The 19,327-nt window shown below is 40.2% G+C and carries 15 protein-coding genes and 1 other annotated feature; of the genes, 3 read left to right on the top strand and 12 right to left on the bottom strand.

Annotation, left to right across the window (positions count from 1 at the left end):
• Both hisS and M3182_RS18390 read right to left on the bottom strand, forming a co-directional pair.
• Window positions 1–1,278, bottom strand: coding sequence for a histidine--tRNA ligase (hisS, locus tag M3182_RS18395; RefSeq protein WP_251431385.1), 1,278 nt, complete (start codon window positions 1,276–1,278; stop codon window positions 1–3).
• 74 nt (window positions 1,279–1,352) lie between these two features.
• Window positions 1,353–1,586 (bottom strand) — a binding site (T-box leader).
• A 49-nt stretch (window positions 1,587–1,635) separates the two neighbouring features.
• A complete protein-coding gene (locus tag M3182_RS18390; RefSeq protein ID WP_251431382.1) occupies window positions 1,636–1,812 on the bottom strand; it encodes a hypothetical protein in 177 nt (58 codons plus the stop codon).
• 269 nt (window positions 1,813–2,081) lie between these two features.
• On the opposite strand from M3182_RS18390, the gene M3182_RS18385 reads away from it, so the two are divergent.
• Window positions 2,082–3,809: an N-acetylmuramoyl-L-alanine amidase family protein gene (locus tag M3182_RS18385; protein ID WP_251559424.1), complete on the top strand. Its 1,728-nt coding sequence runs from the start codon at window positions 2,082–2,084 to the stop codon at window positions 3,807–3,809.
• A gap of 262 nt (window positions 3,810–4,071) precedes the next feature.
• On the opposite strand, the gene dtd is transcribed toward M3182_RS18385, so the two are convergent.
• The 6 genes from dtd to M3182_RS18355 form a co-directional block, all read right to left on the bottom strand.
• Window positions 4,072–4,512, bottom strand: coding sequence for a D-aminoacyl-tRNA deacylase (gene dtd, locus M3182_RS18380; protein WP_251559422.1), 441 nt, complete (start codon window positions 4,510–4,512; stop codon window positions 4,072–4,074).
• A 62-nt stretch (window positions 4,513–4,574) separates the two neighbouring features.
• Window positions 4,575–6,770 (bottom strand): RelA/SpoT family protein, encoded by a 2,196-nt coding sequence (locus M3182_RS18375; RefSeq protein WP_251431376.1) that lies wholly within the window; start codon window positions 6,768–6,770, stop codon window positions 4,575–4,577.
• 250 nt (window positions 6,771–7,020) lie between these two features.
• Window positions 7,021–7,533 carry an adenine phosphoribosyltransferase gene (locus M3182_RS18370; RefSeq protein ID WP_251431374.1) on the bottom strand — a complete coding sequence of 171 codons (513 nt, stop codon included), beginning with the start codon at window positions 7,531–7,533 and terminating at the stop codon, window positions 7,021–7,023.
• Window positions 7,524–9,890 carry a single-stranded-DNA-specific exonuclease RecJ gene (recJ, locus tag M3182_RS18365; RefSeq protein WP_251559420.1) on the bottom strand — a complete coding sequence of 789 codons (2,367 nt, stop codon included), beginning with the start codon at window positions 9,888–9,890 and terminating at the stop codon, window positions 7,524–7,526. Before recJ ends, M3182_RS18370 begins: the two co-directional genes overlap by 10 nt.
• A 596-nt stretch (window positions 9,891–10,486) precedes the next feature.
• Window positions 10,487–12,751, bottom strand: coding sequence for a protein translocase subunit SecDF (gene secDF, locus M3182_RS18360; RefSeq protein WP_251559418.1), 2,265 nt, complete (start codon window positions 12,749–12,751; stop codon window positions 10,487–10,489).
• Between the two features lie 280 nt (window positions 12,752–13,031).
• Window positions 13,032–13,328 (bottom strand): post-transcriptional regulator, encoded by a 297-nt coding sequence (locus M3182_RS18355; RefSeq protein ID WP_251559416.1) that lies wholly within the window; start codon window positions 13,326–13,328, stop codon window positions 13,032–13,034.
• A gap of 124 nt (window positions 13,329–13,452) precedes the next feature.
• On the opposite strand from M3182_RS18355, the gene spoVB reads away from it, so the two are divergent.
• Window positions 13,453–15,024 (top strand): stage V sporulation protein B, encoded by a 1,572-nt coding sequence (spoVB, locus tag M3182_RS18350; RefSeq protein WP_251559414.1) that lies wholly within the window; start codon window positions 13,453–13,455, stop codon window positions 15,022–15,024.
• Between the two features lie 26 nt (window positions 15,025–15,050).
• Here spoVB and M3182_RS18345 read toward each other — a convergent pair whose 3' ends face one another.
• Window positions 15,051–15,701 (bottom strand): DUF421 domain-containing protein, encoded by a 651-nt coding sequence (locus tag M3182_RS18345; RefSeq protein WP_251431365.1) that lies wholly within the window; start codon window positions 15,699–15,701, stop codon window positions 15,051–15,053.
• A gap of 194 nt (window positions 15,702–15,895) precedes the next feature.
• On the opposite strand from M3182_RS18345, the gene M3182_RS18340 reads away from it, so the two are divergent.
• On the top strand, window positions 15,896–16,282 hold the full coding sequence (locus tag M3182_RS18340; RefSeq protein ID WP_251431363.1) for a TIGR04086 family membrane protein: 387 nt from the start codon (window positions 15,896–15,898) through the stop codon (window positions 16,280–16,282).
• 108 nt (window positions 16,283–16,390) lie between these two features.
• On the opposite strand, the gene yajC is transcribed toward M3182_RS18340, so the two are convergent.
• From yajC to queA, 3 genes are all read right to left on the bottom strand, one after another.
• Window positions 16,391–16,654 carry a preprotein translocase subunit YajC gene (yajC, locus tag M3182_RS18335; RefSeq protein ID WP_251431361.1) on the bottom strand — a complete coding sequence of 88 codons (264 nt, stop codon included), beginning with the start codon at window positions 16,652–16,654 and terminating at the stop codon, window positions 16,391–16,393.
• A 37-nt stretch (window positions 16,655–16,691) separates the two neighbouring features.
• A complete protein-coding gene (tgt, locus tag M3182_RS18330) occupies window positions 16,692–17,831 on the bottom strand; it encodes a tRNA guanosine(34) transglycosylase Tgt (RefSeq protein WP_251559412.1) in 1,140 nt (379 codons plus the stop codon).
• 457 nt (window positions 17,832–18,288) lie between these two features.
• Entirely contained in the window at window positions 18,289–19,317 is a 1,029-nt protein-coding gene (gene queA / locus M3182_RS18325; RefSeq protein ID WP_251431358.1) for a tRNA preQ1(34) S-adenosylmethionine ribosyltransferase-isomerase QueA, read from the bottom strand.
• Between the last annotated feature and the right edge of the window lie 10 nt (window positions 19,318–19,327).

Below are 19,327 nucleotides of genomic sequence, written 5' to 3'. Positions count from 1 at the left end.
TTATTTGCATAACTCTTTAAATTTTTCTAAGAAGGAATCTAACGGTAATTCTGTTTGACCGCCATCTTCCATTGTTTTAACGGTAATTTTATTTGCTGCTAGTTCGTCATCCCCTAATACAGCAACATATTTCGCTTGGTAGCGGTCAGCCGCTTTGAACTGGGCTTTAATTTTGCGATCTAAGTAATCTCGTTCAGCGGAGAAACCTGCATTTCTTAACTGGTGAAGCAGTCCAACAGTATAATCTTTGGCATTTTCGCCGAGAGAAACAAGATAACAATCAATTTTTGCAGTCAGCGGAAGTTCAATTCCTTCTGCATCTAAAGCAGCTAGTAAGCGTTCAATGCTTAGCGCGAATCCAATTCCCGGAGTTTCAGGTCCACCAATTTCTTCTACCAACCCGTTATAGCGACCGCCACCACATAGAGTTGTAATAGCTCCAAAGCCTTCAGCATCACTCATGATTTCGAAAGCAGTGTGATTATAATAATCTAAACCACGAACAAGGTTCGGATCTACTTCATATTCAATTCCAACGCTTGTTAAATACTGCTTTACTTTATCAAAGTACTCTGTTGAAGCTTCATTTAAATAATCCAAAATGGAAGGCGCGGTTTTCATAAGCTCATGATCACGGTCAGCTTTACAATCTAAAATTCGCATTGGATTTTTTTCAAGTCTACTTTGACAATCTTTACAAAACTCACCAATACGCGGTTCAAAGTGAGAGATTAGTGCATCGCGGTGTGCTTTACGACTTTCTTTATCACCCAAACTATTTATGACAAGTTTCAGTTTTGTTAAGCCAAGTTTTTGATAAATTGCCATTGCAAGTGAGATGACTTCAGCATCGATTGCTGGGTCGTTACTTCCAAGTGCTTCTACGCCAAATTGTACGAATTGACGATATCGGCCAGCTTGTGGGCGCTCATAGCGGAACATTGGTCCCATATAATAAAGTTTGACAGGTTGATTCGCTTGTCCAAACATTTTATTTTCCACAAATGAACGAACAGTTGAAGCAGTCCCTTCTGGTCTTAATGTCAGTTCACGGCCACCTCTGTCAGTGAATGAGTACATTTCTTTTTGAACAATATCGGTTGTATCACCGACGCCACGAAGAAATAATTCTGTTTGTTCAAAAATTGGGGTACGAATCTCTTTGTATTGATATTTCTCGCAAATCTCTCTAGCGATATTTTCAATATACTGCCACTTTTCCGTTTCCCCTGGCAGGATATCTTGTGTTCCGCGCGGAATTTGTATTTGTTTCGCCATGCGGATTACCTCCTTCATTTCTGTTCTACTTTTTTATGTAAATATAAAAAAAGCCCCCGTCTCCTTGTCATAAAACAAGGGACGAGAGCTTTGAATCCCGTGGTGCCACCCTAATTGAAGGCAAAGTAATGCCTTCCACTTTTACAGTTAACGCCTGCAACGTCTTTTCCTACTAATCAAAATAATTTTCAGAAAGGAGCCTACGGGGTGTTCATTCATCAAGTCATCATGTAGAAAAGTTTTCAGCCTAAGACTTTTCCTCTCTTTTCATGTGGATCTTCACTACTATTCCCCATCAACGGCAGTATTTCGATATGACATTATATTTTTTTATAATACGTACGAAAAATCTTATTGTCAAGAACGTTCTAGTTGTTTTTTCAGTTTTTTCACATCGCGCAGCGAAAGTCCGAATTCTGATGCTAACTCAACCATGTTTGAACTTTGCTCTTTCTGAATAAAATCATGCAAATCTACACTTAATATTTGGTTTTCACCAAGATGAGCCATATTCCCATTTGCACTGTGCCTCATTTCTCATATCACCTTCCCAATCGTTATGTTCCCTATTGTTCCCATGAGAACAAAAATATTTCATTTCTCATCATGACTTTTTTTTAGAAATCTCTGTGATTGAGAGCTTTAAGTAGGTGGCACTGATAGGTTAAGAAAAGAGAACTTTGTGCAAATGAATCCTTCCTTACCTAACTAAAAGATTACATCCTTGTAAAATTCGTGATTTTGGTTATACAATCCGTTAAAATGGAAACAGAGAAAAATTTACCAGGGGGGGATGAGAACCATTGCTGAATAAAAAAATGGCCCTCTTGTTTTTATGCCTATTATTAATCATCACAGGCAGCATCGAGAAGGCTGGACCAGCAGAAGCAAATAATGGATTTGTTACCATTACAGCATCAAATTTAAATGTTAGAGGCGGTCCTGGACTGAGTTATTCAGTCGTCAGCAAGGTTGACAATGGGGAAAAGTATCCCATCTTAGATCAACAAGGTGATTGGATCCAAATAGGTCTAACAGGTGGGAAAAAAGGTTGGGTAGCAGAATGGTTTACTTCAAAAGATGTTAATGCTCAAAACGGAGCTGTCAACGGAACAACTGGTACAGTAAGAGCCGATAGTCTAAGAGTTCGGACTGGACCTGGGACGAGCTATCCGTTAGCAGGTTCCTTATCACAAGGGCAGAAAGTAACCATCCAAGAAATGAATGGAACTTGGGTTAAAATTCAGGCCTCTTCACTCGAAGGTTGGGTAGCTAATGAATTTCTACAAACTAGTCAAAGCCAAGAATCGATTCGCCAAACAGGCAAAAATACTTATGTGACAACATCAGGTCTAAATGTTCGCAGCCAACCATCTTTATCAAGCTCAATAGTAGGCAACCTTGATCAAGGTACAATGGTAACTGTACTTTCTGAATCTGCAGGATGGTCCGAAGTGCTCTATAATGGGACAAGCTCTTGGGTGAGTAGCCAATATTTAGACAACAATAAGCCTACTCAAGCGAGTAGAAGTACAACCAACACTGCAAAAGCGACGGTATCCGCTACTTCCCTATATGTCCGGGACGAAGGGAACCTAAACGGGAACGTTGTAGGCCAAGTCTTCAATGGCCAAAGCTTTAACATTTTAGAAGAAAAGAATAATTGGATAAAAGTTGAATATCAGCCTGGCAAAACAGGTTGGGCAGCCAGTTGGTTCTTTGACCAAGCTGAAACAACTGCCAGTGTGACATCCGCAGAAGTGAACAATCAAACCCTTACTATATTAAGCGACGGGACGAATATTCGGAGTGACAGTGGTACTCATGGTTCTGTCGTGCACCGAGCTGATAAAGGAGAAACTTTTGAAGTGGTGGGTGTCCAAGGAGATTGGTATCAAATTAAACTAGGGAGAAATCAAACAGGTTATGTTGCTGGTTGGATTGTATCCTTAAATGGCTCTGGAACTCAAATTGAGAAACCTGGTCCTAGTGCTTACACAAAAAAGAAAACCATTGTCATCGACCCAGGCCACGGAGGAAATGATAGCGGAACAATAGGTGCTAGAGGTACGTACGAAAAAGACCTTACAATTAAAACAGCTAGACTTCTAGCGAACAAATTAAGAGCAGCTGGCGCAGAAGTCATCATGACAAGAAACACCGATACATATGTTTCGCTAGATTCAAGGACGACTACCTCTCACTATCATAATGCAGATGCGTTTATTTCCCTTCACTATGACAGTATCGATGACCGAAGTGTACGTGGAATGACAACCTATTATTACTATGGCAAAGATCTTGCCAGCGCAGTCCATAAGGGCGCTATTAATCAAACGAAGATGAATGACCGCGGCGTCCGCTATGGGAACTACCATGTAATACGGGAAAATCAACAAAAAGCGGCCCTGATTGAATTAGGATATTTAAGTAATCCTGCAGAAGAAACACTCGTAAACTCTGACTACTATCAACAAGCAGTTGCTGAAGGAATTTACGAAGGACTCGCAAGATTCTTTAAGATGGAATAAGAAAAGCGCAATTGCCCTCGAACAGGCATAAGACAAGCCCAATATACAGAAAAACGGGACCCCACAGATTGAGGGATCCCGTTTTTTCTTTAAGGCTGTTTTCGTAACGATTGTTGTTAAAATCTTAAAGCCGATTTTAACGCAGAATCAGCCATTTTGTTAGTTCGTACTAAGTTTGCTGGCCCTTTTCTCCTAACCTATATAAAGTGATTTCTCTTCATTTTATCCCGAAAAGCACCAAAGTTTGAGAAAAGAGCCTTCTTTAAGGACTATCAATAATTAATGTGACTGGGCCATCATTAGTAAGCTGTACATCCATCATCGCTCCAAATACGCCTGTTTCCACTTTAATTCCTTTTGTACGTAGTTGTGAATTAAAAGCTTCATAAAGGACATTGGCCTGCTCTGGTCGAGCCGCTTCCATAAAATTTGGTCTTCTTCCTTTGCGGCAATCACCATATAAGGTAAATTGAGAAACAGATAAAATTTCACCGCCAACATCAAGTAATGACAAATTCATTTTTCCGTTTTCATCCTCAAATACTCTTAGATTTGCAATCTTTTCGGCTAAAAAAGCAGCATCCTTCTGCTCATCTTCATGTGTAACTCCGACTAGAACGACAAAACCACTTTTTATAGCGCCAGTCACTTTTCCTTCCACAGTAACTTGAGCTTCCTTACTTCGTTGAACTACAACTCGCATCCTAACAAACTCCTTAAACAGTTTGACCCCTAGCACAAGAAGTACTGGGGGTCAGAATTATTTTAATTGAGTACCCTTCGAACAGAGTAAATTTCGGAAATCTGCTTAATCCGATCGACCACCTTATGCAAGTGGTTCACATTGGTAATGCTTATCGACATATTAATTGTCGCCACTTTATTACGATCCGATTTACCAGATACCGCTGAAATATTTGTTTTCGTTTCATTAACAGCTTGGAGCACCTCATTAAGTAGGCCTCTACGATCATAACCTGTGATTTCAATATCCACATTGTATTCTTTCCGGTCGTTTAGCGCCGTTTCCCATTCAACAGGTATTAACCGGGCCTGGGCATCATCTGTATGGATGTTCGTACAATCCGATCGATGGACCGAAACACCTCTTCCTTTGGTAATGAAGCCAACAATATCATCACCTGGAATTGGATTACAACAACGCGATAATCGAATTAATAAATTATCAATTCCTGCAACTCTTACTCCGGATTCCCGCTTTTTCACAGATGGAAGTGACTTTAATTCTGACACAGCTTTTGCAAGATCTTTCTCTTGTTCCATGTCACGTTTTTTGCGCCATTTTTCTGTTAAGCGATTGGCTACCTGGAGAGCAGTAACCCCATTATATCCAACAGCAGCAAACATATCTTCTTCGTTTGAAAAATTGAATTTATCGGCCACTTGCTTCAAGTTCTCAGCTGTGAGGATCTCTTTTAAATCAAAATCCATTGCTTTGATTTCTTTTTCAACAAGTTCTCGACCTTTATCAACATTCTCATCTTTTCGCTGCTTTTTGAAGAATTGCCGGATTTTATTTTTAGCTTGAGATGTTTGTGCAAGCTTTAACCAATCTTGGCTTGGACCGTACGAATGCTTCGACGTTAGAATTTCGATGATATCGCCGGTTTTTAACTTATAATCGAGCGTCACCATTTTTCCATTCACTTTGGCGCCAATCGTCTTGTTTCCGATTTCGGAATGGATTCGGTATGCAAAGTCAATTGGAACCGAACCTGATGGCAACTCAATGACATCGGCCTTCGGAGTAAACACAAACACCATGTCCGAAAACAAATCAATCTTCAAGCTCTCCATAAACTCCTCAGCATCTGCTGTTTCGTTTTGGAATTCAAGAATTTCCCGGAACCAAGTAAGCTTCTTATCAAACGATAAGCCCTCTTCAACACGCTTACCCTCTTTATAAGCCCAGTGAGCTGCAACCCCGAACTCAGCAATACGGTGCATTTCAGTTGTCCGAATCTGCACTTCAAGTGGATCCCCTTTCGGACCAATTACCGTCGTATGCAAGGATTGGTACATGTTCGGCTTAGGCATCGCAATATAATCTTTAAAGCGTCCAGGCATCGGCTTCCAACAGGTATGGATAATACCGAGTACAGCATAGCAGTCCTTAATGCTATTCACGATAATCCGTACAGCTAATAAATCGTAAATTTCATTAAACTGCTTGTTCTGCAATGCCATCTTCCGATAAATACTGTAGATATGTTTCGGTCTACCGTTCAATTCAGCCTTGATGTTTACATCCTTCATCTGATTGCGAACTTCTTCGATAACTTCTTCTAAATATTGCTCCCGTTCGGCACGTTTTTTCTTCATCAAGTTTACAATCCGGTAATATTGTTGTGGATTGAGGTACCTTAGAGCCGTATCCTCTAGTTCCCATTTAATCTTCGAGATTCCGAGTCGATGGGCAAGTGGAGCAAAAATTTCAAGAGTTTCGTTCGAAATTCTACGCTGTTTTTCTGAAGGAAGATGCTTGAGCGTTCTCATGTTGTGCAGTCGGTCCGCTAATTTTATTAAAATGACCCTGATATCCTGTGCCATCGCGACAAACATTTTACGATGGTTTTCTGCTTGCTGCTCTTCTTGAGACTTATACTTGATCTTCCCAAGCTTTGTGACACCATCTACAAGCATAGCCACCTCAGGAGTAAAAGCTTCCTCAATATCCTCAAGCGTTATTGGGGTATCCTCGACAACATCATGAAGAAACCCAGCCGCCACTGTCGCAGGATCCATCTCAAGGTCAGCTAGTATCCCTGCAACTTGAATTGGATGAATGATGTAAGGTTCACCGGATTTTCGAAACTGGTCATGATGAGCAGCTTTAGCGAATTCGTACGCTTTCCCAACCATTTCAACATGCTCTTCATTCAAATATTCACTTGTCATTTTAATTACTTGTTCGGCGGTTAACACTTCATCATTCGCCATGAAATCACCTTTTATCATAAAAATCTGAAGATATACTTATCTCCAGCTAGAATTTTTCAATAATGAATAAATTTTTCTTTTTCTTTGCCAATGCTTTGCTTACAGAATCTAAGGATTGTTATTATTATCAAAGAAAAATTACAATATGTAAAGCAAAGAATCCAAATTCAGCAAAGAATTTTAAAATTTTTGTCGAAAAAGCTGTTTATCATGATATGGAAAAGGCACCTCAGAGTGAAGTGCCTGTATCCTAATATTCTAATAATGATAATACATCGTAGTTTTCGAGCTTTTCGCGGCCGTTTAAATACGTTAATTCGATCAGGAATGCAATTCCAGCGACAACTCCACCTAGCTCCTCAACTAATTTAATGGTTGCTTCAATCGTTCCACCTGTTGCCAGTAAGTCGTCAGTGATTAATACTCGCTGACCAGGTTGGATTGCATCTTTATGGATTGTTAACACATCTTTGCCATATTCGAGACCATAATCGACTTTAATGACATCACGAGGTAGCTTTCCTTCCTTACGTACCGGAGCAAAGCCCACTCCAAGTGAATAAGCAACTGGGCAGCCAATAATAAACCCACGAGCTTCTGGACCTACAATAATGTCGATTTCTCGATTGCGTGCATATGCAACAATCTGATCGGTTGCATACTTATACGCTTCTCCATTCGCCATTAAAGGGGTAATATCCTTAAATTGAACCCCCGGCTTTGGCCAATCGGGTACAATGGCTACGTATTGTTTTAAATCCATGTTGAAATTGCCTCCTCATTTTGCACCGACCCTTGAATGAATTGGTCGAACCAGCTCTTCAACTGCTCATAAGATGAATAAAGCAGTTCATTTTCAAGAGTAAATGTTGCTTGTTTATTCTGATAGGTTTTAGATTCAGATAAGTCCCGTTTAGGAACATTCTTTTCTAAGGAAATAAATCCATTGTTTATTTTAACAAACTCTAAGTCAAAAAACACCTGTGACATGAATTCTATCGTTTCTTTTGTCCAACCACGATATTTTGCAAGCTCTTCACCGTATCGATTTAAGTCAAACGGACCCTTTTTAGCAAGGAAGGCATAGAACCATTTAAAATGCTCTCTTGTTGGCATTGTACTAAAGAAATCACTGTTCTCTTTGTAAAAGTGAACATATACCCGAGCCGGCTTTTTCCCTGAAAATAAGGTTTTAAGCAGATTCATGGATGGTGGTAAGTTTAAAAGGACAATATTTTGCCCATCAAGTTCAATCATGTTTGCTTCTTCTTCCGTTTCAACCTTGATTACCTGATCTTGGCCATACGGTCGGAAATTTTCCTCATAAGTTGATCCAAATAAAATCCATTTCGTTTCCTCAGCTGGAACCATTTCCGGAAGTTTTTCGTGACGCCTTAAACCACGAATATCAAATAATTGCCAAGACTTAACAGCTAGGTCTTGAAGAAAAATTTGTGGTTTCCTCATGTTATTCCACTCATTAATCGACAGCTCTCCAATGACAGACAAGGATGAAATCGGTGAAATCTCCTCATGCAATGACCCGAGATTAAACCCGATTCCATCTAGTGACCCATCTTCATTAGCGAGGGTAAGCTTCAAATGATTTTGATTGGCCCCGATTTTCCGCATGGTTGAAATTTGCGCATCTTTTATAAGCACTTTTGGTTTTGGATTATCAATACCATATGGAGCAAGTTTACCCATTTCTGAAATCGATTGAACAGAAACTTCATTTAGATTAACTTCTAAATCAATCTGAGTGATTGGTACTAAGTCTTTCTCCGTTAACTGTTCTCTCGCCAATGTATTTAACCTTGCTCTTAATGTATCCACATCTTCTATCTTCAATGTCATTCCTGCCGCCATTGGATGTCCACCAAAATGAGGAAGAATATCACGGCAAGTCGATAGATTTTTAAATAAATCAAATCCTTGAATGCTTCGAGCTGAGCCTTTTGCCAGCCCTTTTTCCTTATCATAACTGAAAACGATTGTTGGTCGATAAAATTTTTCAACAAGGCGAGATGCTACAATACCAATTACCCCTGAATTCCAACCTTCCTTGCCAATCACAAGGACGTGATTTTCACTAATAGGATAATTTGCTTCTACCTCCGCAATGGCTTCATCCGCAATTGAGCTGACTAAAGCTTGTCTCTCTTTATTCAAACCATCAATTTCTTCAGCTAACATCATAGCTTCTTCTCGGTCATTTGTTAACAAGAGCTGCACCGCTGGGTCAGCACTGCCTAGGCGACCAGCTGCATTGATACGCGGCCCGATGGAAAAGCCGATCGTTTCTTCACTAATCGCCGGCAATTCGGTTTTCGTTAAGGATAGCAAGGCGCGAAGGCCAAAGTTTTCCGTCTTTTTCATCTGCTGAATCCCTTTTTTCGCAATCAAGCGATTCTCATCTGTTAACGAAACAAGGTCTGCAATCGTCCCAATACACGCAATTTCGAGTAACTCTTCTGGAACAAATCCATATAAAGCGTGAGCCACTTTAAAAGCGACGCCCACACCCGCTAACTCTTTAAATGGATAGACGCTATCTTCAAGTTTTGGATGTACAATGGCATAAGCATCTGGAAGAACAGGCCCTGGTTCATGGTGGTCCGTAATAATTAAATCGATGCCGATTTCCTTTGCGACATCCGCCTCATGAAGTGCAGAAATTCCTGTATCCACTGTAATAATTAAACCTACGCCATTTTCAGCCGCTTGGCGAAAAGCAGGTTCATTCGGTCCATAACCTTCTGTAAAACGATTCGGAATATAATAATCTACGTTTGCACCTAAATCTAATAATACTCTCATCATTACCGTCGTTGAACTAACACCGTCGGCATCATAATCCCCAAAAATTAAAATAGGTTCTTGAGAGTCAATCGCCTCTTTTACCCTATTTACGAGTTTATCCATATCTTTTAATAAAAACGGATCATGAAAGGATTGATTTTCTTCAAATAAAAAATACCGGGCAGTTTCCACGGTATCAAATCCGCGATTGACAAGCAAAGCAGCTGTCAAAGGAGCGATATTTAAGGCAACTGCAAGTTCTTGCGCTTTTACGCGGTCGGTCTCTTTCACAACCCACCTCGTTCTGGATTTTAACATTCGATCACCCCTCAGCCTTTCTATTATACAGAAGCGGGGATATCGTTTCAAATGGTGAAAATATGGATATCCGTGTTGGGTGGGCGTTTTGAATGATTAATTTGGTGATTGGTTGTTTCTAAATTAAGGTGATTGTGATGGATTAAGGGGGTGGATTAGTGACCGTTTTTGGGCGGTATTTATTTTAATTCGGTTTTGTAAGGGGCGTCGTTTCAATCGGCTAGATTCCCATAGACTGGTGTTTGTAGAGTGAATCAGCTTTTTTATCGAGCAAATGCTTATTTTGCAGAGAAAGCGTTGGTTCTGTAGAGCAATTCTCATTTTTGTAGAGGAAATAAGTGTTTTCGTAGAGTATAGGATAACCCCCGTGATTTTGTATACCAGGATAGCAACTTCTATGGATAATCAACCTGGTTGTTTTACTGAAAATAGCCTGGTAATTACATCCTCTCCTCTTTTTATTTACAAAGCCCACTTATTATTAAAATAACATCACTTTTACCACATACATGCGTAGAAAACAGCTAAACCCCATGACCCTATTTCAGAAATAAAAAAAATCCGTAGGTACGAGCCTACGGATTTTCAACCTATCTTTATACTTGTGGTTCATCAGAGATTTTAGGTTTTTCTTTATACGTAATGATTGTCCCTTTTTTCTTCAACTCTCTCACTTTTAACACATAATAAAGTTGTGCAGCGATGAGGAGTGAAGAATAAGTTCCCGCTAATAATCCAACGAGTAGTGCTAACGAGAAGTTCCAAATGGACTGACTACCAAAGATCAATAACGCAACAACAGTAACAACGACGGTTAACACGGTATTAACAGAACGTCCCATTGTTTGTCGTAAACTTTGGTTAACGATATCAGCAATTTCTTCTGCCGTTTTTAGCTTACGTTTTCTTCTTAGATTTTCACGGATGCGGTCAAACGTAACGATTGTATCGTTAATTGAATAACCGATAATGGTTAATATAGCTGCGATAAACGTTAAGTCTACTTCTAAACGCAATAAACTAAATACCGCAATAATTAAAAAGGCATCATGTAACAGCGCAATAATTGCCGGTGCAGCCATTCGGAATTCAAAGCGAATCGTTACATATAACACAATTCCGATTGAGGCTAGAACGAGAGCAATAAACGCATTTTTAGCAAGCTCCTTCCCAATCGTTGGTGACACAGTACTTACATTTGGTTCAGAACCGTATTTCTCCTTAAAGTCCGCTTTTAATGCAGCAATTTCATCCTTGGAAAGCACACCTTTGTACCTTGCAACACCAATTTCATTATTGTTACCTGAAATGACGATATCATCGGTTTCAATACCATGTTTGGCAAAATCTGTTTGCAGCGTTTCAGTTGAAACTGCTTCAGTCGAGAGGACTTCAATTCGCGTTCCGCTCGAAAAGTCGATTCCTAGATTTAAACGGAAGACCGCAAGAATAATAAGTCCTGCTGCAATAATTACACTCGATAGAATAAAGAACTTTTTGCGTCCTTTTACAAAATCCAAGCGATCGAATTTCGTTTTCAAATCTAGTGTATCAACATTCTCGGCAATATTATGGATTTCTGATTTCTTCACACCGAACCAACCAGTTTTTCCATCTAGAAGTCCACTATTCACCCATAAACCGAGGAAGACCCTAGAACCAAATACAGCTGTAAAGAAGCTCATCAAGATACTTAAAATTAACATGGTAGCAAACCCTTTAACCGAGCTTGTCCCATAAACAAATAATACAAATGCGGCAATTAGCGTCGTAATGTTCGCATCTAAAATCGTCGATAATGAGTTTTTACTTCCTGCCGCAAACGCCGCCTTTACATTTCTACCAACTTTTAATTCTTCCTTTATTCGTTCATAAGTAATGATATTGGCATCTACAGCCATCCCAACTCCTAGAATTAACGCAGCAATACCTGGGAGCGTTAAGACCCCGTTCATCCAATCAAATACCAAGAGAATCAAATAAATATAAATTGAAAGGGTGACAACTGCAATGAAGCCTGGGAATCGGTAGTAAGCAAGCATAAATACAAAAATGGCAATAATCCCAATGATTCCAGCCAAGATTGTTTCATCAAGCGCTTGCTCCCCAAATTTGGCCCCAACAGAAGTTGAATATTGTTCTTCTAGCTCAACAGGTAGTGCTCCTGCATTTAATAAACTTGCAAGTTCCTTTGCCTCTTCAACTGTAAAATTACCCGTAATCTGCACGGTATCGGTTGGTAATACTTGTGTAACATTTGGAGCAGAAAGAAATTTTGGAGTTGGTTTCATTCTTTCTTCTTTATAAGAATCCACGCCTTCCTCATAATCCAACCAAATAACAAGTTGATTATCTGGCGCCATTGCTAAAACTTCTTGTGTGATTTTCCCGAATTGTTCGCCACTCTTTAGGGTCAAAGAAACACTAGGAGCATTGTTTTCATCGAAGCTCTGAGAAGCTCCGTTTTCAGCAAGATCTCCACCATCCATCATTAAATTGTCATTTGCATCACGGAAACTTAGATTCGCTTCAGTCGAAAGGATTTCACGCGCTTTTGCTTGGTCCGTTACGCCTGCAAGCTGAACCCGAATCCGGTCCTCACCTTCAATTTGAATGACTGGCTCGCTAACCCCTAAAACATTGACACGTCTGTCAAGTGCTTCTGCAGTGCTTACCAGAGTTTCCCGATCAATGACTTGGCCTTCTTTTGCTGGCTTTACTTCATAAAGGACCTCAAATCCACCTTGTAAGTCCAAGCCCAGCTTAATATTGCCTAAAATGTTTTGAGTTGTTAATCCCATGGCACTTCCAATTAAAATTACAATTAAGAAAAATGCCAGGATCCTGCTGCGTTTTACCATTAAGTATAAGTCCTCCTTAACTATCTCCAAAAAATAACATGTATGTAATGCTAGAAACTTATAAAAACACAAGTTTATTATGAACTTGCAAAAGTTTCCTGTCAATTTATCCCTCAGTTGTTTGAAAAATATTCACTGTTTATTTAAGAGTTCTTTTTAGAGTGAACCGAGCTGTAAAAACAGCTAAGCTTTATAAGAAAAAAGAGCCTACCAATTCAAAAACTTCCTTCTCCCGGAATCAAGTCCGAGTTTAGGGTTATAACTCTTTACAAGTCCAGCCTTATTTTAAGAGCTCATTACGTTCCTCTTCATCCGAAAGGTTCATACTGCCAAGCTTAAATGCTTCAACAGTTGCATAATTCATATATTCCCCAGGTTGAACAGCTAAAATATCGGCCACAATTTCATAAACGCGGGCATCTTCTTTTGGCTTCTTCCACTTTTTATTGACTAAAAATCCCCACAACTCTTTTTCCGTTATCGACCCATAGCCGAACATTTCAAATTCTTCAAGTTTGCTTTTCATTGCCGGACGAACATCATCCCGAAAAGCCTCATATTTATGCACGTGCTCCATGCACTCCGCCTCCCTGGCTGAACATTGATTTTTTAAAAATCTTTTTAGCTGTCATGCTTTGTCCACTCTTTTGCATATAGATTATTGTAATCGAATTTAGCATTTTTGAGAAGGCGGGAGCAGGATGTCGAAGTTTTTAAAAGGAACAATGATCTTACTCATAGCAGGACTCATCACAAGGGTTCTCGGATTCATAAACAGAATTGTACTTGCAAGATTTATAGGTGAAGAAGGAGTCGGACTATACATGATGGCCTTTCCGACCTTCATTTTAGTTGTCACCATCACTCAACTTGGACTTCCTGTCGCAATTTCAAAACATGTTGCAGAGGCAGAAGCAAAAGGGGATTTTCGTAAGATTAAAAAAATCCTAGTTGTATCCTTGGCTACTACTATTAGCTTATCTGCGATTTTCACTCCAGCATTATTTTTCTTAGCACCCAAAGTATCGCAGATTTTGTTTACTGATGAACGAACATTGCTCCCTTTATTAGCGATTACACCAATTATTCCAATCGTGGCGATTTCGGCAGTTCTTAGAGGATACTTCCAAGGCCGACAAAATATGAAGCCTGGTGCTATATCTCAAGTAATCGAACAAGTTATACGAATTGCGTTAATTGCGGTTCTCACCAAAACCTTCTTACCCTATGGAATTGAATACGCAGCAGCTGCGGCCATGGTTTCAGCCGTGATCGGTGAACTCGCTTCACTCATTTATTTAGTAACAGCTTTTAAAATCAAGAAAAAGTTCCGTGTTCGCAGAAACTTTTTTCAATTCGTTCATTCTGGGAAATCAACATTCAAAGAATTAATGAGCATCGCCATTCCAACAACCGGAAGCCGGATGATTGGATCTATTTCTTGGTTTTTCGAGCCAATCGTTGTTGCTCATAGCCTTGCCTTGGCTGGTGTCGCAGCATCAGCTGCCACGAAACAGTACGGAGCATTAACCGGTTTCGCTTTACCCTTGCTAATGCTTCCGTCATTTGTAATGAATTCATTATCAACATCATTGGTTCCTGCTATAAGTGAAGCACATTCTAAGAACGATTATAAAATGATTGAACATCGACTTCAGCAAGCGATGCGTTTTTCTTTTTTAACAGGAGGATTGTCAATCATCATTCTCTATGTCTTAGCAGAGCCACTTATGAGGGTTATGTACGGTTCCAATAGTGGTACTCAATTCATTGTATTGATGGCACCATTTTTTCTATTTTACTATTTTCAAGCACCTCTTCAAGCTACGCTTCAAGCTTTGGATCTTGCAAGAGCCGCGATGATTAACAGCTTAATTGGGAACGTGGCAAAAATAGCCGTTATTTTTCTTTTGGCGAGCCAACCTTCTTTCGGGATCATGGGAGCTGCACTCGGAATTACGATGGGGTTTGTTTTAACCACTACACTCCATTTTGCTACTGTGATTAAATCGATTTCATTTACCTTCCATGTTCGTGAGTATGTGAAAACATTCATTACCATCGCAGGTTCCATCTGGATTGGGTTGGAAATATGGGACAGACTTGGCAGCGAAATGGCTTTATCGCTAAGAGTGCTAGTGGCAACCATTTTCATCTCGATTCTTTATGGTCTCGCTGTCTTGCTAACAGGTTTAATTAAAAAAGAAGAACTGATCCGAATACCGGTGATTGGAAAACCACTCTCACGTTTCGCATTTAGTTCAAAAAAATAAATGTAACGCACCTTGGCTATGGTGCGTTACTTTATCTCATCTTTCAAATCTACAAAAAACTTTTCATCATCTTTGCTGTAATTACAATAGGATATATCTTTTAAATTATCATAACCCAATTTCTTCAATTCCGTTTCTAACCATTCCTGATCTTTTCCTAATTCGCTTAAATTGCCTTTATCCACTTCGCCATCTAATACGACTGTTAACGCAAGCTTTGACTTACTGCTTTTCTTAAAAACAGACAGCTTACCGGATGTTTCCAGGATTGCGTAACTAACATCCTCGATGTCAGAAATTCCATACTCCCTTAATTGCAAAAGCAAATCATCGAAATTATACCGTTGCTTTCTCATTTCATGCTCATCAATTTTTCCTTCGCGAATAATCACGCTTGGGGTGCCATCCACAAGAAGCCTAAAGCGTTTGCTTTTTAAGGAGATGAACGCGAGTAGAAACTGCACAACAACGAGCAAAAACATCGGGACCAACGATTTAATCATTGGTTCATCGGTGTTCTCAATGCCGATTGCCGCCATTTCAGCAAGCATCATAAAAACCACTAAATCTAACAGGCTCAATTCACCGATTTCTCTTTTGCCCATTACCCGGAAGATGGTTAAGATCGCCGCATAAAGAACCAAGGTTCTAATAATAATCGATGCATACTCTTCCATGTACCGTATCTCCTCCGTTTCATGACATTAAGATTTAGGATTCACATTCCCGATAAAAATATTACGAAAAGAAAAGAAAAGGTCACTTCAAAATTGATGAAATTTTAATTCTATTTTTAGGACTTCAGAATATGCTTGTACTAAGCGAATATAGACAACATTGGGGTCAACCAGTGTAGGAAGGGGAGAAAATTATGGAGTCAAGGAGTTTGGGTCTTTCAGTTCTCTACGGTGTGATTGCAATTTTTGTGTTAGCGATTATAAGCAGTTTAATCTTTTCCTTATTGTTAACCTTTACATCTCTTCGTGAATCATCCATGCAGTATATCGTCACTACCGTTTCTTTTATCTCATTGTTTATTGGGGGATTTATTACGGGGCGAAACGGAAAACAAAAAGGTTGGTTGATTGGTGGTGTCACCGGGCTAATTTACAGCATCATTATTTTTCTATTCCAATATCTCGGACATGATTCTCTTTTTTCTTCAGAACAAATCATCTACCATACATGTTATATCCTAACCGCGATGATGGGTGCCATTCTCGGTGTGAACACCGGCTCGTCCAATTCGCGAAATTAACACGATAACCGTATAGAAACTGAGTGAAAGTTTGAAACACACTACTCACTACTAAAGTAAATGATTTACGACAAAAAAAGCAGATGCATGATGCATCTGCTTTTTTTCTTATTCACTAACGACTTCACGAATGGCGTTACGGTCATATGTCAGTCGACTTCCGTCTCCACACTTAATCACGACAGTACCTTCGTCTAGTGCGTCTACAAAACCATGAAGACCACCAATAGTGACAACCTTGTCGCCTTTTTTAAGGTCACTCTGCATTTGCTGAACCGCTTTTTGCCTCTTTTGTTGAGGACGGATCAACAAGAAATAGAATAGCACAAACATTAAAATCAGTGGAAAAACTGTTCCTAATAAACCTTCCATTTATTCTCCTCCTTTCGCTTTTTCAAGCCAGCTGCTATTAAAAGTTCTTTGCATTCGGCTTATTAAAGCCATAACGCTCAAAAAATTCTTCTCTGAAATCGCCTAAACGGTCTTCCATAATTGCTTGTCTGACTTGCTCCATTAATTTTACCAGAAAATAAAGGTTATGATAAGAAGTAAGCCTTATTCCGAATGTTTCATCACATTTAATCAAATGACGAATATACGCTCGTGAATAATTTCTACAAGTGTAGCAATCACATTCTGGATCAATTGGTCCAAAATCACGGGCATAGGCAGCATTTTTCACTACAAGGCGCCCTTGACTTGTCATTAATGTTCCATTGCGGGCAATTCTCGTTGGCAATACACAGTCAAACATATCAATACCTCGGATTGCTCCATCAATTAAACTATCTGGCGAACCTACCCCCATTAAATATCTCGGCTTGTTTGTTGGCAATAACGGCGTTGTAAATTCTAGCGCCCGATTCATGACATCTTTCGGCTCACCAACAGATAACCCGCCTACGGCATAACCAGGAAAATCAAGTGAAACAAGGTCCTTAGCGCTTTGCTTACGGAGTTCCTCATATTCGCCTCCTTGGACGATTCCAAACAAGCCTTGATCCTCAGGTCGTTTATGAGCTTTCAAGCAGCGCTCGGCCCATCTAGATGTTCGCTCTACAGATTTTTTCATATACTCATATGTCGCTGGATATGGCGGACATTCATCAAAGGCCATCATAATATCCGAACCAAGAGCATTTTGAATTTCCATCGCTTTTTCAGGAGATAGGAAAAGCTTGTCTCCATTTAAGTGATTACGGAAATGAACGCCTTCTTCTTCAATTTTACGAAACTCACTCAAACTGAAAACTTGGAATCCACCTGAATCGGTTAAAATCGCCCGATCCCAGTTCATGAACTTGTGTAGACCACCAGCTTCTTTGACAATTTCATGCCCAGGGCGAAGCCATAAATGGTATGTATTACTTAAAATAATTCCGGCACCCATATCCTTCAGTTCCTCTGGGGCCATTGTTTTAATAGTTGCGAGCGTGCCAACGGGCATAAAAACAGGAGTATCAAAAGAACCGTGTGGTGTGTGAACTCGCCCAAGTCTTGCACCGGTTTGCTTACATGTTTTAATTAATTCATAACGAATTGCAGACAATTTGTGTTGCTCCTTCCATGATGAAATCGAAAAGCGGAGGCGGCTCGTTCAACTCCGACAGGCATAAGACAAACCTGAATAGAAGGCTTCTTTGCCTTCATTTCAGGGGTGGCTTATGTCCCGAGGAGTTAGCCGCCGCAGCTAGACAGTGAAAAGCGAAAGCGCCTTGCCCAGGGGCGACAGGCATAAGACGAGCCGGAAAGAAGGTTGTTCTTTAACCTTCTAGCCGGATTGGCTTATGTCCCGAGCCCCTAGGCGCTGCAGCTAGACAATGAAAAGCGGAAGCGACTGTACAGCCCCGACAAGCGCTGGAGGGCTGGCAGATGAAGTCGTTCTTTGACTTCAACTGACAGACCGAAGCGACTCGAGGGGCTAGGAGCCGCAGCTAGACAATGAAAAGCGGAGGCGGCTGTCCACCTCCACCCCAATCCATTCTTTATTAGTGAGCTTCCCCCACTTATTTAATAAACATTGCATCCCCAAAGCTGAAAAAGCGATAGTGTTCTTTGACCGCTGTATTGTAAGCATGTAGAACATTTTCACGACCAGCAAGGGCACTAACCAACATGATTAAAGTTGATTTTGGAAGATGGAAATTTGTAATCATTCCGTCAATCGCTTTAAATTCAAAACCAGGGAAAATAAAAATATCTGTCCAACCACTTGATGGGACGAACTCCCCGTCGTGGTCACGCGCAATCGTTTCTAGAGTTCGAGTTGAAGTGGTACCCACCGAAATAATTCTTCCACCTTGTGCACGAACATCGTTCAATAAACGCGCTGTTCCTTCCGACATGATATAAAATTCGGCATGCATCTCATGCTCTTCAATGCTTTCTGCACTAACAGGCCGAAAAGTTCCTAATCCAACATGCAACGTGATAAACGTAATGTGAACGCCCTTCGCTCGAATTTCATCAAGCAAAGCCTCTGTAAAGTGAAGTCCAGCCGTTGGAGCAGCCGCTGAACCGCGTTCCTTCGCATAAACGGTTTGATAACGGTCTTGGTCATCCAATTGCTCCTTGATATAAGGAGGTAAGGGCATTTCTCCTAATTCATCGAGGACTTCGTAAAAGATCCCTTCATAGGAAAACTCAAGAATCCGACCACCATGATCCGATTCCCCTGTACAAACAGCCGTTAACAGCCCATCACCAAATGTAATTTTCGTACCAACTTTGACCCGCTTTGCTGGTTTCACAAGGGTTTCCCACTTGTCCCCTTCTTGTTGTTTTAACAAAAGCACTTCAATCTTTGCACCAGTGTCTTCTTTCAGCCCAAATAGTCGAGCTGGAAGAACACGAGTATCATTGAGGACTAAACAGTCTCCAGGCTGAAGATAATCGGTAATGTTTTTAAAAATAGTATGCTCTAAATCGCCCTTATTCTTGTCCAAAACCATCAGTCTACTTTCAGACCGGTTTTCCAATGGAACTTGTGCAATTAATTCTTCGGGCAAATGAAAATCAAATAAATCTACCTTCATGTTGTTCTGT

It is taken from the genome of Mesobacillus maritimus (assembly GCF_023715205.1).
GTDB lineage: Bacteria > Bacillota > Bacilli > Bacillales > Cytobacillaceae > Mesobacillus_B > Mesobacillus_B maritimus_C.
Note: the sequence above shows the minus strand (reverse complement) of the source record. Positions and strands in the feature narration are given on the sequence as shown.

Bases quoted from the DNA above. Each gene is read 5' to 3' on its own strand.
- hisS (WP_251431385.1), bottom strand. From the start codon at position 1,278: ATGGCGAAACAAATACAAATTCCGCGCGGAACACAAGATATCCTGCCA.
- M3182_RS18390 (WP_251431382.1), bottom strand. From the start codon at position 1,812: ATGAGGCACAGTGCAAATGGGAATATGGCTCATCTTGGTGAAAACCAA.
- dtd (WP_251559422.1), bottom strand. From the start codon at position 4,512: ATGCGAGTTGTAGTTCAACGAAGTAAGGAAGCTCAAGTTACTGTGGAA.
- M3182_RS18375 (WP_251431376.1), bottom strand. From the start codon at position 6,770: ATGGCGAATGATGAAGTGTTAACCGCCGAACAAGTAATTAAAATGACA.
- M3182_RS18370 (WP_251431374.1), bottom strand. From the start codon at position 7,533: ATGGATTTAAAACAATACGTAGCCATTGTACCCGATTGGCCAAAGCCG.
- recJ (WP_251559420.1), bottom strand. From the start codon at position 9,890: ATGTTAAAATCCAGAACGAGGTGGGTTGTGAAAGAGACCGACCGCGTA.
- secDF (WP_251559418.1), bottom strand. From the start codon at position 12,751: ATGGTAAAACGCAGCAGGATCCTGGCATTTTTCTTAATTGTAATTTTA.
- M3182_RS18355 (WP_251559416.1), bottom strand. From the start codon at position 13,328: ATGGAGCACGTGCATAAATATGAGGCTTTTCGGGATGATGTTCGTCCG.
- spoVB (WP_251559414.1), top strand. From the start codon at position 13,453: ATGTCGAAGTTTTTAAAAGGAACAATGATCTTACTCATAGCAGGACTC.
- M3182_RS18345 (WP_251431365.1), bottom strand. From the start codon at position 15,701: ATGGAAGAGTATGCATCGATTATTATTAGAACCTTGGTTCTTTATGCG.
- M3182_RS18340 (WP_251431363.1), top strand. From the start codon at position 15,896: ATGGAGTCAAGGAGTTTGGGTCTTTCAGTTCTCTACGGTGTGATTGCA.
- yajC (WP_251431361.1), bottom strand. From the start codon at position 16,654: ATGGAAGGTTTATTAGGAACAGTTTTTCCACTGATTTTAATGTTTGTG.
- queA (WP_251431358.1), bottom strand. From the start codon at position 19,317: ATGAAGGTAGATTTATTTGATTTTCATTTGCCCGAAGAATTAATTGCA.